The 15,419-nt window shown below is 38.9% G+C and carries 15 protein-coding genes; all 15 read left to right on the top strand.

The genetic code is table 11. The annotated features are described in order from the left end of the window. Positions 1–3 precede the first annotated feature (3 nt). The 15 genes from BUA88_RS08075 to BUA88_RS08005 all read left to right on the top strand — a co-directional run bounded on the left by BUA88_RS08075 (position 4) and on the right by BUA88_RS08005 (position 15,385). Positions 4–1,737: a lectin like domain-containing protein gene (locus BUA88_RS08075; RefSeq protein ID WP_072915683.1), complete on the top strand. Its 1,734-nt coding sequence runs from the start codon at positions 4–6 to the stop codon at positions 1,735–1,737. A 32-nt stretch (positions 1,738–1,769) separates the two neighbouring features. Continuing rightward, positions 1,770–2,834, top strand: a complete 1,065-nt coding sequence (locus tag BUA88_RS08070) for an N-acetylmuramoyl-L-alanine amidase family protein (RefSeq protein ID WP_072915679.1) — start codon at positions 1,770–1,772, stop codon at positions 2,832–2,834. A gap of 7 nt (positions 2,835–2,841) precedes the next feature. Further along, positions 2,842–3,453 carry an RdgB/HAM1 family non-canonical purine NTP pyrophosphatase gene (rdgB, locus tag BUA88_RS08065; RefSeq protein ID WP_072915675.1) on the top strand — a complete coding sequence of 204 codons (612 nt, stop codon included), beginning with the start codon at positions 2,842–2,844 and terminating at the stop codon, positions 3,451–3,453. After that, positions 3,434–3,937, top strand: a complete 504-nt coding sequence (locus BUA88_RS08060; protein WP_072915671.1) for a metallophosphoesterase family protein — start codon at positions 3,434–3,436, stop codon at positions 3,935–3,937. The genes rdgB and BUA88_RS08060 overlap by 20 nt, the downstream gene beginning before the upstream one ends. Further along, complete coding sequence (locus tag BUA88_RS08055; protein ID WP_072915668.1) at positions 3,927–5,450, top strand: ASKHA domain-containing protein; 1,524 nt, start codon at positions 3,927–3,929, stop codon at positions 5,448–5,450. Before BUA88_RS08060 ends, BUA88_RS08055 begins: the two co-directional genes overlap by 11 nt. A 109-nt stretch (positions 5,451–5,559) precedes the next feature. Beyond that, a complete protein-coding gene (locus BUA88_RS08050) occupies positions 5,560–6,147 on the top strand; it encodes an NADH peroxidase (RefSeq protein ID WP_072915663.1) in 588 nt (195 codons plus the stop codon). 308 nt (positions 6,148–6,455) lie between these two features. Continuing rightward, complete coding sequence (locus tag BUA88_RS08045) at positions 6,456–8,336, top strand: OPT family oligopeptide transporter (protein WP_072915826.1); 1,881 nt, start codon at positions 6,456–6,458, stop codon at positions 8,334–8,336. Then, a complete protein-coding gene (locus BUA88_RS08040; RefSeq protein WP_072915660.1) occupies positions 8,326–8,664 on the top strand; it encodes a PqqD family protein in 339 nt (112 codons plus the stop codon). The genes BUA88_RS08045 and BUA88_RS08040 overlap by 11 nt, the downstream gene beginning before the upstream one ends. A 661-nt stretch (positions 8,665–9,325) precedes the next feature. Continuing rightward, positions 9,326–10,735 (top strand): hypothetical protein, encoded by a 1,410-nt coding sequence (locus BUA88_RS08035; RefSeq protein WP_072915656.1) that lies wholly within the window; start codon positions 9,326–9,328, stop codon positions 10,733–10,735. A gap of 128 nt (positions 10,736–10,863) precedes the next feature. Further along, complete coding sequence (locus tag BUA88_RS08030; protein ID WP_072915651.1) at positions 10,864–11,427, top strand: RNA polymerase sigma factor; 564 nt, start codon at positions 10,864–10,866, stop codon at positions 11,425–11,427. Then, complete coding sequence (locus BUA88_RS08025) at positions 11,424–11,822, top strand: hypothetical protein (protein ID WP_072915646.1); 399 nt, start codon at positions 11,424–11,426, stop codon at positions 11,820–11,822. The genes BUA88_RS08030 and BUA88_RS08025 overlap by 4 nt, the downstream gene beginning before the upstream one ends. Before the next feature lie 22 nt (positions 11,823–11,844). After that, a complete protein-coding gene (locus BUA88_RS08020; RefSeq protein WP_072915642.1) occupies positions 11,845–13,140 on the top strand; it encodes a serpin family protein in 1,296 nt (431 codons plus the stop codon). 96 nt (positions 13,141–13,236) lie between these two features. Next, positions 13,237–13,719, top strand: coding sequence for an RNA polymerase sigma factor (locus BUA88_RS08015; protein ID WP_028246170.1), 483 nt, complete (start codon positions 13,237–13,239; stop codon positions 13,717–13,719). Continuing rightward, positions 13,716–15,134, top strand: a complete 1,419-nt coding sequence (locus BUA88_RS08010; RefSeq protein WP_072915638.1) for a zf-HC2 domain-containing protein — start codon at positions 13,716–13,718, stop codon at positions 15,132–15,134. Before BUA88_RS08015 ends, BUA88_RS08010 begins: the two co-directional genes overlap by 4 nt. 2 nt (positions 15,135–15,136) lie before the next feature. Further along, positions 15,137–15,385 carry a hypothetical protein gene (locus tag BUA88_RS08005; protein WP_072915635.1) on the top strand — a complete coding sequence of 83 codons (249 nt, stop codon included), beginning with the start codon at positions 15,137–15,139 and terminating at the stop codon, positions 15,383–15,385. Positions 15,386–15,419: the final 34 nt, after the last annotated feature.

The raw sequence follows: 15,419 nt of genomic DNA, 5'->3' as shown, positions 1-15,419 counted from the left end.
AAGATGAAACTTTCCAAAAGATTTACGGTGTTTCTCTTAATTATTGCAATCACCGTGTTTGGAAAAATGAATAATTGGAATGACAGGTATGCAGCCGTCGATTCATTTAGAGGAGCAACTTTAAATGAAGACGTGCTGTATCCTTTAATGTCTAAAAATCTTAATGACTCAGGTAAACTGAGACTCTACATTAATGATAATCTCTACTCTAGTTATGAGCAGGAGGCTATTTTGGATGACAGGTTGAATCCTGTTGGCTCACTGGAGTTCATTCGCAGCACATTAGGTGGTTCTGCCTTTATGGAAGACGAGAATTGTGCTGTGGTTCAAGTTTCTAATAATATCTATGAGTTTCTTGTGGATAATAAGACAGCCACTGCAAATGGCAATGATATGGATTTGGCTATCAAACCATCAATGCATACCGGCAGGATGTACGTAGGACTAAAGGACTTATGTGATATTTTCGGCTACGATTATTCATATGATCGTTCAACATATACGGCTAATATCAAAATCAACAAGCTGCCAAAGCTTCCACTTGTCTATGATTTGCGAGATGTGGACAGAGTCAGCTTTATAAGAAATCAGGGCTCTACTGCTACCTGTTGGGCGTGTGCATCTCTAGAGGCATTAGAGTCGTCACTTTTACCTGCATCCCATTATAAGTTTTCTGTTGATTCCATGATTAATAACAACAGCTTCCAATTGGATGAGGCTGCCGGTGGTGAATACACTATGGCATTGGCATATCTGTTATCATGGCAGGGACCTGTTGAGGATGAGAAGGATGGAGGTCTTATTCAGGAGCTTACGGGAGAGACTACACCACCTTCAGTGCATTTACAGGAAGCTCATTTTTATGATTCAGAAAAACTTGATGATATAAAGTGGGCTGTTTACAAATATGGCGGCGTTTCCACATCAATTTACGCCAGTGTTAACACAGCGAATCTGAACGGATCCAGCTGTTATAATCGCAATACAAATTCATATTGCTATACAGGAAATGAAAAGCCTAATCATGACGTAGTAATAATTGGCTGGGATGATACATATCCAGCAGAAAATTTTAGCACCGAAGTTCCTCGCGGAGGAGCTTTCATCTGTCAAAACAGTTGGGGTAGTGGATTTGGTGATGATGGTGTATTTTACATTTCTTACTATGATTCAAATATTGGTAATCAGGCTGTTTCATATGTTAAGGCTGACACTAATAACACATATAATTATATTTATCAAAGCGATTTGTGCGGCTGGGTTGGACAGATTGGTTATAGCAAGGAATGGGCATACGGCTGCAATACATTTACAGCTGAGGCAAATCAGCAGATAGAAGCAGCTGGTTTCTATGCATTGGGAAAAAACACAAGTTATCAGATATACTTTGTTCCAGATTATAAAAACACAAGCACACTTTCATCAAAAGAAATTGTTGCATCTGGAACAGTAGACCAAGCAGGCTATTATACTGTAAAATTTAATCAGGCGAAAACAGTAGAAAAGGGAGAGAACTTCGCCATTATTCTCTACATCAACACACCTGATACCAAGCGCCCACTTGCAGTGGAATATGTTAGTGATTCAATGACAGCGGCAGTTGATATCACAGACGGTAAGGGCTTTATCAGTAACAATGGATTGGATTGGGAAAATGTAGAGGATGTTGCAAAGGCAAATCTTTGTATTAAGGCCTACGCAAATGATGTCGTTGAGGTATTTGAGGACGACAAATAAATTTCCCTATAAGGGAGCGGAGAGATAATGTAATGGAAAATAAGGTTTTGGGGGCCTTTACGGCTATCATCCTGGCGGTGGTAATTGCCATGAGCTGTCTTCTTATTTATGTGCCAAATATGCACATTATTGCTCTTAAGGTACAGGACAGTAAGCTTTCTGGCGGAAGGGTATCTGTTATGGATATGCTTCGCAATTCAGATGAAGAATTGCAGGATGATTCAGAGGAAATAGTACAGGATATTTTAAAGGGACATCAGATTAGACTAACACTTCCTCAGAATGTTACCAGTAAAGGGGTTTCAATAATTAATGACTATGTAAATCGAAATATCGCAATTACGATAAATGGAATTGGAAAAGATTATTTTTCCAAATATCCGATGCGTGGAAACGCAGATAATATTGTTGATGTTATTTACGACAGTGAAAACCTGATAGGTGTTATAGAGATTGCCCTGGATGATGTTAAAGAAGTGCAGATGACATCTGAGGGCGAGTATATTTATTTAGATTTTCTTGACCCACATGATGTATATGATTATGTAGTAGTTGTGGATGCAGGTCATGGAGGAAATGTGCCTGGTGCCACAAAGATGGGTGTAAATGAAAAGGATTTGGATTTACAGTTTGTTCTTCAGCTGAAGCGAATATTCGAACAGAGTGGTAAAAATATTGGTGTGTATTACACCAGGACTGATGACAGTAATCCATCCTTTGAAGCAAGAGTTGGTTTGGCAAATGATTCTGAAGCGGATCTATTCCTATCAATACACAACAATTCTACCGCGTCTGGTAGAATGTCTTCCATTAATGGAACAGAGGTTATGTACAAGGGCGCTGACACCACTGGTGAGTCAAGGCGCTTTGCGGCATTGTGCCTGGATAAGCTTATTAATGCTTTAGGCTCAAAAGCAAAAGGAACAATCGTGGGCGACGAAGTTTACATTATTAGAATGTCCAATGCCCCAGTAGCCTTGGTTGAGGTAGGATTCATGACCAATGCCAAGGAGCTTGAAAAGCTTCAGGACAATGAATATCAGAAAAAGACTGCGGGTGCGTTATATGATGCGGTCGTAGAATATTTATATAATTGAGGTACACATGAAAACTAAAATTATTTTTGCCACAGGAAACAAAAACAAATTAAGAGAGATTAAAGAAATTCTCGGCGAAGAAAAATATGATATCGTCACCATGAAGGAAGCAGGAATCGACATTGATATTGTTGAGGACGGCAAGACTTTCGAGGAGAATTCCTTGATTAAGTCTCGTGCAATCGCAGCAGTTGCCAAGGATGCAATAGTCCTTGCAGATGATAGCGGATTAGAGATTGATGCTTTAAACAAAGAGCCAGGTATCTATTCAGCCAGATATATGGGGGAGGATACTTCTTATGATATAAAAAATGCAAATCTCATCGAGAGACTTGATGGAGTTGAAAAGCAGGATAGAAGCGCAAGATTCGTATGCGCTGTTTCAGCAGTATTCCCTGATGGAAAAGAAGCGGTAGTCCGTGGTACAATCGAGGGGTATATTGGCTGGGAGCCAATGGGTGAAAATGGATTTGGATATGATCCAATTTTCTATCTTTGGGATAAGGATGTGAGCACAGCAAGCATCAGCCCAGAAGAGAAGAATGCCATCAGCCACAGAGGCCAGGCCCTTAGAATGATAAAGGAAGAAATAATTAAGCATGAAAATATTAGTTGTTAGTGATACACATGGACGCTCTGAAAATCTCAGGGATGCAATAGAAATAGAAAAGCCAGATAGAATTTACCATCTTGGCGATGGACAGGGCGTGGAAGACAATCTTTGGATGATGTCAGAAGCTCCTGCAGAATGTGTCTGTGGAAACTGTGATTGGGGCGGAAATCTACCAAATGAGCTTGTCCTTGAAGTTGGAAAGCATGTGATTCTCATTACTCATGGTCATTACTATGGAGTAAGCTATGGCTACGAAAAGATTGCAGAGGTTGCAAAAGCCAAGGGCTGTGACATTGTTTTATATGGTCACACACATGTTCCAACAATTGACCATTATCAGGATTTGATTATCGCAAATCCAGGAAGTATTTCATTTCCAAGGCAAAATTCTCGTGAACACACTTATATGACAATTTTAGTAGATAATAGTGGTGAGCTGACAATGGAACTGCATTCACTTGAGGAATACGATAGGACACATGGAAATTAAAGTTGTAATTGAAGATGTTGTTCCTGAGAAGGAATATATATTGATGACTAAGCCAGATGAGTCCATTACCTTTGTAGAGGTGATGGACCGTTTGGGATTCAAATATTACAGACCTTGCGGAGGCTTTGGTAAGTGCCTTAGCTGTGCTGTAAGGTTTGTGTATGGCGCGCCAGAAATGACCGCCGACGATGAACGAGCACTTGAATTTTGGGAAATGCGAAATGGTTGGAGATTAGGCTGCAAATGTGTTATCTCCCATGATTGCAAAATCCAGGTGCCAAAGAGACTTGTATCTGAAATAAATTCTATAGGAGTTCCTCAAACTACGGAGGAGCTTCCTCTTGATAAGACCAACATAGCTATCGCTGTGGATGTTGGTACCACTACACTTGCCGCTACGGCAATAGATCTTAATACTGGAAAAGTTTTGCGGCAGCATACTTGGACAAACGGCCAGACTAAATATGGAATGGATGTTATGAGCCGAATCAAGGCTGCTATAGATGGTCATGGTGAGGAGCTTCAGCAGTTAGTTGTTGGTGATTTAATGAAAATGGGTGTAAAAATCATTGGTGAAGATTTTCTTACCCATAAAGTGGTTATGTCTGGAAATACGGTAATGACTCATTTGCTTTTGAAGTACCCAGTTGATGGTATGGCTCAATATCCGTTTCATCCTTACACATTAGATGTAGTTAAATTTAGAGAAGAACATCGAGATATCTTTTTTATGCCAGCCATAAGTGCGTTTGTTGGTGGTGATATAGTGTCAGGTCTGTTTTATTTAAAGCAGCAGGCCAAGGCGAGAAAAGAGGAAGATGATATATTTATCATGGTGGACATGGGAACAAATGCAGAAATTGTATTGTTTGATGGGGAGAAATATTGGTGCTCATCAGCATCTGCAGGCCCAGCCTTAGAGGGAGCCAGTCTGAAATGTGGAGTGGCATCTGTACGCGGTGCCATCAACCATCTTTCAATACATGGTCGTGAGGTGAAATATACAACTATCGGCGGAGAGAAGCCAATTGGTCTCTGTGGAAGTGGTGTTATAGATATCATCCATGAGCTTCGTCGAAATAATATTATAGATGAAGGTGGACTTTTAATTGATGAGTATTCTGAGACAGGTTTTCCTGTGACAGAGGATATTGTTGTTACCGGAGAAGATATTCAACAGGTGATTCTTGCAAAGGCGGCAATTCGTTCTGGTATCGAGATGCTTCTTAACGCAGCAAAGCTTAGCTTGGAGCAGATTGACCATTTATTTGTAGCAGGTGGTCTTGGCTCATCAGTAAGTATTTGGGCGGCAGCGGGAATAGGTCTTTTTCCAAAGGAACTGATTCCGAAATTTGAATCAGTAGGCAATGCTTCTCTTCATGGTGATATCGCATTTATCATGAATCCAGATGAAGATGCTTTGAAAGAAATAAAGGAAAATTCGCAAATTGTAATACTTGCAACGGACCCAAAGTTCGAAGAGCTCTTTATTAATAATCTTAATCTTAATTAAGTGTGAATTAATTGAGAACAATTAGTGTATTTCCATGGATAGTGAATAATATGTGCTAAGATGACTTCATAGCCTTCCTGTGTGGGAAGAAAAAGAAAGGAGTCTAGTTATGGCAAAGTATGTATGTCCTGTTTGTGGTTACATTCATGAAGGTGATAATCCACCTGATGAGTGTCCAGTATGTCATGTGAGTGGTGATAAGTTCAAAAAGGTTGAGGGTGAAATTGCCCTTGCGGCTGAGCATGTATTTGGCGTTTATGGCGCTACAGTAAAGAACAATCCTGATATTACTGACGAAGATAAAAAGTACATCTTCGAGCAGCTCAAGGCTAATTTTGAAGGTGAGTGCTCAGAAGTTGGAATGTATCTTTGTATGGCTCGCGTGGCGCACAGAGAGGGCTATCCAGAGATTGGTCTCTATTGGGAAAAGGCAGCCTGGGAAGAGGCTGAGCATGCTTGCAAGTTTGCAGAGCTCCTTGGTTCTGACTTAGAGACAAACATGACTGATTCTACAAAGAAGAATCTGGCATGGCGAGTTGATTGTGAGTATGGCGCTACACAGGGAAAGGTTGATTTGGCAACCTGCGCTAAGAAGAATAACCTTGATGCCATCCACGACACAGTACACGAGATGGCTCGCGACGAAGCCCGCCACGGTAAGGCATTGGAAGGCTTCCTCAACCGTTACTTTAAGTAATAAATATTAATTTCTAGGACACCTAAAATATTAGGTGTCCTTTTTTGTGCAGCCTCAAAAAACTAGGAAAGCGCGAGCAAGAGGGCCCCATGAACACAACAGAGGGGACCCACGCCGGCGGGGAGTTTCTGTTGTGACCAATGGGAGATGGCTTGCGGGAGCATGTAAAGCTTAAAGGCTGCACAGAAGCTTATTTAATGTAGATTATACTTTAATGCTTTATCACTTTAGTACTTCGATTTGCATCCACTTTAAAGTGAATATATAATAGACCAAGTTGTATATTTATAAGGAGAGTAATGTATATTATGAAAGAACAATTCAAACCTTACATTCCAGCGGATAAGGTTACTCCAGAGATGACTCCTACATCTATTATTATGGGTCTTCTTCTTGCGGTAATCTTTGGCGCTGCTAACGCATATCTTGGTCTTAGAGTTGGTATGACAGTATCTGCATCTATTCCAGCCGCAGTTATTTCAATGGCTGTTATTCGCGTTATTATGAAAAAGGATTCTATCCTTGAAAGCAATATGGTTCAGACAATCGGTTCTGCAGGTGAAAGCCTTGCAGCAGGTGCTATCTTTACAATGCCAGCACTTTTTATCTGGGCTAAGGAAGGCGTTATGGACAAGCCTTCACTTATCACTATCACTGTAATTGCACTTTTCGGTGGACTTCTTGGTGTATTTTTCATGGTTCCACTTCGTAGTGCACTTATCGTTCAGGAGCACGGCGTGCTTCCATATCCAGAGGGAACAGCTTGTGCAGAGGTTCTTCTTGCAGGTGAGGAAGGTGGTTCATCTGCTAAGTCTGTATTTGTTGGTATGGGTATTGGTGCAGCTGTAAAGTTCATCGTTGATGGTCTTTGCGCAATCCAGGGCGTATTCACAATTAAGCTTCAGTCTCTTAAGACAGAGTTTTCTGCTCAGGTATATCCAGCACTCGTTTCTGTTGGTTACATCTGTGGCCCACGTATTTCTGCATATATGTTTGCAGGTGGTGTGCTTGGATGGTTCGTACTTATTCCAGCTATTGTTGCTTTTGGTGGCGATATCGTTATGTACCCAGCTAGCGCTTCTGTTGCAGAGCTTTATGCAGCACATGGTGCATCAGCTATCTGGTCAAACTACATCAAGTACATTGGTGCAGGTGCCGTAGCTTCAGCTGGTATCATTTCACTTATTAAGACACTTCCACTTATCGTTAGAACATTTGTGGATTCAATCAAGAGCATCAAGACTGCAGGTTCTACATCTACAGAGCGTACAGCACGTGATATGGACATTCGTTTTGTACTTGGCTCTATCGTAGTTCTTATTCTTGCAATTTGGCTTGTACCAGCAGTACCTGTTACACTTCTTGGCGCAATCATCATCGTTGTATTCGGTTTCTTCTTTAGTGCCGTTTCTTCACGTATGGTTGGTCTTGTAGGTAGCTCAAACAACCCTGTTTCAGGTATGACAATCGCTACTATCCTTATCGCAACAATCTGCCTTAAGGCTATGGGTGATACAGGCGTACATGGAATGACAGGTGCTATCGCAATTGGTTCAGTTATTTGTATCGCAGCTTGTATGGCTGGTGATACATCACAGGATTTAAAGACAGGTTACATTCTTGGTGCTACACCAGTGAAGCAGCAGATTGGTGAAATCATCGGTACTGTTGCAGCAGCTCTTGCAATTGGTGGCGTTATGGTACTTCTTGATTCAGCATACGGATTTGGTTCAGACAAGCTTGCAGCTCCACAGGCTACAATGATGAAGATGGTTATCGAAGGCGTTATGGATGGAAATCTTCCTTGGACACTTATTTTCATCGGTGCTTTCATCTCTATCACAATCGAGATCCTTGGTATTGCAGCGCTTCCAGTTTCTATTGGTCTTTACCTTCCACTTGAGCTTTCTGCTACAATTATGATTGGTGGTCTTATTAGAAAGTTTGCAGATGCAAAATTTGGCAACAAGGAAGACGAGTCAGGAAAGGGTATCCTCTTCTGCTCAGGACTTATCGCTGGTGAAGGTATCATAGGTGTACTTCTCGCTATTCTTAAAGTAGCTGGTATTACTGATAAGATGGATCTTAGCTCAGTAATTCCTACAGGAAATGCACCAGCACTTATTCTTATCGTGTTAATTACAGCTGCAGTATATAAGGCAGCCATGGGAAAGAAGAATGACAAATAAAGAAAACTATTTAGATTTCGTATATGCGATAAATTCTGACCTCATCTGGACTCTTTCCGAGTCCGGAGAGGTCATTGTTGAAATGGAAAATAAAGGATTCACAAACCGCGTGGCTCAGAAGTTCTTCAAGAAACCTGCAGTCAGCAAAATTACCCTGGAGGGCATGGGTTCCTTTATCTGGACCTGCATCGATGGAAAGCGTAATGTGTATGATATCGGTGGGCTTGTCCATGACAAATATGGTGATGAAGCCGAGCCCCTCTACGAGCGCCTCAGTGTCTACATGAAGCACCTTGAGCAGGTTGGGTTTGTGAAGAGAGTAAAATAAAGATGAGTTTAACTCAGAGGTTTAGTCTATGGCTAAACCTCTTTTTTATTTTCACCCTGCTTGATATAGCATATCAGCCCAGTCTCAAAGTCAATGCTCCCCTTCGGCGCTTCGCGGCATTGACTTCTCGACTTTTAGCTGATATGGGGTAATCAAGCAGGGGTGAAAATGGGATTGTGGCAGAGCCACACTACATATTTGGAACTGGGACAGTTATTTATATAAAAAAAATACAGATAGATTTTTAATTTTACTACCTATTGGTAAATATATTGATATAGGTAGTAGGAAAAAATGAGAGTTTTACTACCTGAAAAGATTTTGCTTTTAGAGATAGTAGTTTTTGCTTCATAAACTACTACCTGTGTTGATAATTTCCCTTGAGGTAGTAAAAAGTTACTACCTGTGTTCTTTTCTTTTATATAGGTAGTAGAATATCTAAAAAAAATTACTACCTTATCAAATTAGTAGGTCACAGGTAGTAAATGCAATGGGCTTTGCCACACCCTATTTTTTTTGAGCTTGTTTGCCTAGTATCTGCCAAAAGAGGCCTAGCCTTCACTGACCAAACCTCTGGGTTAAGCTAGTCTTTAATTCAATAGACTCACATATTCTTTAGTGCTATCATAGACGGGCACGATTTTTTAAGGGAAATAATTAAATGAAAAAGAAATATATTATTGGTGTATATACTTTGGCTATACTGGCTTTAGCAGGAGTTGGCGGAAAGCATGGTTATGATTATATCTGTGAGAAACAGTTGGAGGATGCAGCAAAAACAGTTGTGGATGTTGAAGCTATAAAGAATGATCCAAAGACTGTAAAGCTTAAATACAGAGAGCGCTTGAAAGTGGCAGATATTTTTGATTCGGTAGAATACAATGGCTTTTGCAGAACCACATTTGAAAGTGCTGAGGATATAGATTGGAATACTGTTTTGGCTGGTGGAGCTGGAATTTGTGAATATGAATCAGACAGAGAAACAAGGAGTCTGTATGAGCATGTTTATGATGAAGACTTTGAGGGTTATAGAGTTCTGTCTATAGATAAAGAAGAGCTGGAAAAATTTGTTTATCAAAAGTCAGGCAAGCATTTAAAGGATATTAAAGATAACTTAGATTGGTCCTACTATAAACCTACTGGCATATACTTAAGGGAAGATGACTATGACTTTGAATCCTATAATTGTATCAATGCTATAAAAAACGGAAACATTTACATCCTTGAAATGGAGAGTGTATATAGCAACTTCACTTATTACTATAGGCATCCTAACAAGGAAATTGTATTAATTAAAACTCTTAGTGGATACATGGTGAAATCCAGCAGAAATGTCTGGGAGACATCAGATCACTCTTCGAAAGAATTTGATATTGCTTTACCACTTATAGGCGATGATATAAAGGCTTATGCATATAAAAAGTGGGATAAGAATGATGAAGATACAGAAGCATCTGTTGTTCTGGTAAAAGGAAATGATAAATATGATGTTTTTGGTCTTGGTTATTCTTACAATGATGATTCAATTAGTCTTATAGAGGCAAATGCTGTTGAAGCTGTTGATGTAAATGCTGATGGCTTGGAAGATATTGTCGTTGTAGGTCCTGATAAGGATAACAATCTTCAGGCTATTATAGCTATATGTGAGAAGGACATTAACGATGACTATGTATTCTTTACATATGGAAAAGCTTCAGCATGGGTAATGGATATCCTTGATGGTGATATCGGTGTTCAAAATATAAAGAAAGCATTGAAGGTATCAGATGATGGAAAATATGATACATGGCAAGCTGCCTATAAACAATTTGTTAAGATAGATAGTTGTTATTCAGAAAAAACATATTCACTTGCATTAATTGATGAAGATGATATACCTGAATTAATTGTAGATGATGAAATGTGCGAGTATTTATATATCTACAGCTATAAGGATGGCAAGGCAAAAAATAGAGTTTGGGAATGGGATTATTGGGGTGATGGAGAGGAAGAAGTAGAGAAGAATTTGTTTGTAGATTTAAAAGGCCAGTATACAGGCGAAGAATTTATGGTAATTCTTGATAGCGAATAATAGCAAAAATCGACTGTCTATGAGATGGTCGATTTTTTTTATATTTTTCTTTATAATTTTTGTAATATACCAGATGTTTTTCCGTCTATATAGATGTAAGGCTTACAAATTCAACAAAGGGGGAATCTATGAGAGACGAAGAAATCATTGAGCTCTATTTCAAAAGAGATGAGCGTGCAATTGAGGAGACCGACAACAAATACGGGGATTATTGCGCTTCAATCGCCGATAAGATTTTGAAGAATGAGTTGGATGTAGAAGAATGTCTGGATGATACATATCTAAGAGTTTGGAATGTTATTCCACCAACAAGACCAGAAATTTTCCGCATATTTATTGGTAAGATAACTAGAAATCTTGCCTTTGACAGATATGAGAAATTTCATGCCAAAAAGCGTGGCGGCGGAAATATCGAAGAGGTTTTGGATGAATTACAGGAATGTATTCCAGCGAATCACAACGTGGAGCAGTCAATTTTAGCAAATGAACTGTCTTCTATCATCAACGATTTCGTTAAAAATCTTCCAGAGAAAGAGGCCCTCATTTTTGTAGGCAGATATTTTTATACTGAAGACATAAGTGCTATTGGTAAGCGACTTGGAATGACTAACAACAATGTGTCAGTTACTTTAAATCGCATCAGAGCAAAGCTACAAAAAAGACTTTTGAAGGAGGGGTATTTAGCATCATGAATAAAGAAGAATTATATAAAAGCATGGATGGAATTGATGACGAAATTCTCCAGAAATACTACGAATATAAACCTGCAAGTAAGATTATAAATTTCAGGAAAGCTGCAGTTATTGCTGCAAGTATTTGCCTGATAGTTGTTGCTGGAAGTGTCATAAGAATGGCAGGCAATATGACAGTTGAAGATGGTGCAACTGAGGCGATAGAAGAAGCTATGCCAGAGACTGCAGCGGAAACATATACATTAGAATCAAGCCCAGATGAAAAGGGTGATGATATGGATGAGTTTGTAGAGAGTGAACCACCCGAAGAAAGTTTTACCACTAAATTTATGGAGTTGATAGAATCATTGATAGATAAAATAAAGACATTATTGGGATTGGAAAACGACAACTAAGAATATAACGGAGGTAACCGCTATGAAAAAGAGAATAATTAGTACTTTATTAATAGGAATGCTTATGGCAGGAATGTTTGTAGGCTGTGGCAGCTCTGGTGCAGGAGGAAATACAACTCCTGTAAAAGACCCTACAGAGCATAAAAACGTAAATACGGATGTAGAAGTAATTGGTGGAATGGGTGATTTTGATTCGGAGTTAATTAAGTTCCTAGAGACAAAGGATTATGTAAATCAGAATTACATGATTTCGCCAACCTCATATAAGGCAGCTCTATGTCTTGCTATAGCTGGAGCAAATGGAGAAACAAAAGAAGAGCTTCTAAAGGCGGCAGGATTTGAAAATGAGGAGCAGATGAATACCTGGTATTCTCTTGTTTATAATTCAACTGTAGATTTCAATGATTGGCTAGCCGGGGATCAGAAGAATGTGGAAAAAGCAAAAGGAAATGATGATTATTATATAGATGGAGAAGGAACTCCAGATGGAGCCTTTAAAATTGTAAATTCTATCTGGGCTAATGAATCCCGAGGCGGAAAGTTTAGAAAAGAGTATATAGAAAAGGTTGAAAAGGAGTACGATGCCACCGCGGCATCTTTGTCAGGTGAAAAGCTCACAGATGCCGTTAATACATGGGTAAATGATTCCACAAATGGTCAGATTCCAAAGCTTGCTGATGATTTGACAGATTATAAATTAATTCTGACAAACGCCCTATATCTTAGAGCTCCTTGGATAAATGAATTTGAAGAATATCAGACTATGAAGGATGATTTCAAAACCTTCTCTGGAAATAAAGTGACAAAGGATTTCATGAATCAGGTTGATAGGTTCAGATATTATGAAGAGGATGGTGGAAAGCTTATAATCCTGCCACTTAAGTATGGAGTAAATGCTGCATTTGTACTAGGCGAAATCAAAGATATAGACAAGGCTATTGCAAATGCTGAAGTATGGGATGTAGATGTAAAGCTTCCAAAGATGGATATTGATAGCGAATTTGGAAAAGATATTATGATTGGATATCTCAATAGCCGAGGAGCTACATCGGCCTTTGATGGAAGCGCGGATTTTTCAGAGATGACAGATGATGATGTTATGATTGATGAAATTATTCAGAAGACAAAGATTAAGACTGATGAAGAAGGCCTCGAGGCAGCCGCGGTAACAGCTATCATGATGGTGGAATCAGCTATGGAACAGGAAGAACCAGAGATAAAAGAGTTTCACGCTGACGAGCCATTTAAGTTTATCGTATATACGGAACTTGAAAATTCTGAGAATGAGATTTTGTTCTATGGACAGATGGTAGAATAGGTTCAAAAAAGAATTTAAAAATTTTTTGAAATTTTTGTAACGAAAGTCACATGACTGAGTCTTATAGATATAAAACAAACAAAGGAGAAGAAATGTGTGAAGGAATTTGAGGAAATATATAAATTGTATTATCCGCAAGTCTATCGCTTTGTAATGAGTCTTTGTAGTAACTCAGACCTGGCGGAAGAGATTACACAGGAAACCTTCTTCCGAGCCCTAAAGGGTATTGATGGATATAGAGGCGACTGCAAGCTGAGTGTTTGGCTATTCCAGATTGCAAAGAATCTATATTTTACTCAAAGAAAAAAGGAGGAAAGGTTCAGCTCTGAAAACGAAACGGAACTTAGTAATACTCCCGATGTATTGAATGTTGAAGAGATAATTGAAAACAAACAATTAGCTCTAAAAATTCACGAGGTTTTACATCTTATTCCGGAGCCTTATAAAGAGGTGTTTTGGATGAGAGCATTTGGAGAATTATCCTTTGCGGAGATTGGAAAGATACATGGCAAGACAGAAAGTTGGGCCAGAGTTACCTTCCACAGAGCTAAGCTTAAGATTCAGGAGGAAATACAATGAAATATTCATGTGATGTAATAAAAGATTTGTTGCCTCTATTTCATGATGATGTGTGTAGTGATGATACAAAGAAAGTTGTTAACGAACATTTAAATGAATGTGAGGCCTGCAGAGACTATTATAAGAAGATGTGTTCATCGGATGTTGTAGAGCTAGCAGCATTTGATGAAAAGCAGGAAAAGAAAATGGCGGAGGCCATGGAGGCTTCCTGGAAGGGACTTGTAAAAAAAGCTATAAAGGTAATTTTGATTATTTTAGGAGCTATACTTGCAATCCCATCCACTGGGCTGGTTATCTTTTTGCTTGTGCTATTTTTAGTGGACGGTAGAGTACGAACGCATACAGATATTGAGGATTATGAAAAGTATCGTTCAGGCCCTAATGCAGAAGAGGAATATAGGACTCGCTGGGGTATGGATGAAGATATCTGGCCAGGAAAAATCACTGATGAGATGAATGTGGCAGACTATAAGCTGGTTTATTACAATCCATGGGATGCTCAGTATGTAGGATACCTTGTAGTAGATTATGATTCAGAGGCTTATGAAAAAGAGCTTACACGCCTGGAGTCAAAGGAACATGATGATTACTTTGGAATCTATGGTGTGACAGGAGAGAAGGATTATCAGATTCTTGCCATGGATGCTGATGATTATCACGGATTTATTTATGCCATGACAGATGGCAAGGGGCGCATAATTTATGCTGAACAGGTCTTCTGTAATTATTTCATGGATTTGAAATATGAAAAATACATTCCAGAGGAGTACCTGCTGGAGGGCTTTGATGCCTCAGCTACAAATCCATATCACGAGAAGATGAAGAATAAGACATTTGAGCCAGTGGGAACGTCAGGTGTGCATGGTCTTAGTGCCTACGACAAGCAGAAGCTAATCGATGAAAATCATTCTGATTTACATTCTTATTTCATGGTATTTCCAAAGGATGTAAAAAAGGTTCAGGAAGGCTCATATACTGAAAGACTTCATACGGATATTGCCAGCACATCTGGCATTGTGTTCTTAAATGCTACATATAGTGAGAGTGATTACGAGGCTGAGGTGGAGAGACTTTCCAAGATAAGCTGTACAATAAAAACTCAAATTTCTAAAAAAGAGGATGAATTTACTCAGGAAATCATGTATGATGATTCCATGTATAACTATCCTGCATATATTGCAGCAGATGGTAACTGTGGAACATATGAATATGCACTTCTGGATGAAGAGAATCACATGATTACCTATGTATTAGTAAAATATCCTGATGATGAGATATTAAGACGATACAAAGATTATCTGAAAAAAGATAGAAAATCATATGATGACAGTGGAACTAATACATGGGAATATTTTTCAATTTACGCTCATCAGTTTCCAGGAGAAGATGGATTATCAATTTATGGTGGAGAATAATTATGAAGCTTGAGAAATTTAAACTAAATAAAAAAATTTTTAAACAGATAATAATCAAAGCAGCTACAGTTTCAGTTGGTATAAGTTTATTTACTGTGGTAATGGATCTTATTACACAGCATAAGTTTTCATTGAATGATATAGTGATTTCTTGTTTACAAATGTTTGTGATATTGATCATACTGTACGTTGTAGCACCTTGGATGAGAAAAGCTTATGGAATTAACACAGAAAATGAAGAAAATACTTGACTCTAAACCAGGTTCATACTTTAAAATCCTCCTC

It is taken from the genome of Pseudobutyrivibrio xylanivorans DSM 14809 (genome assembly GCF_900141825.1).
Classification (GTDB): Bacteria; Bacillota; Clostridia; order Lachnospirales; family Lachnospiraceae; genus Pseudobutyrivibrio; species Pseudobutyrivibrio xylanivorans.
The sequence above is the reverse complement of the archived record's forward strand: the minus strand, read 5'-3'. Positions and strand labels throughout refer to the sequence as shown.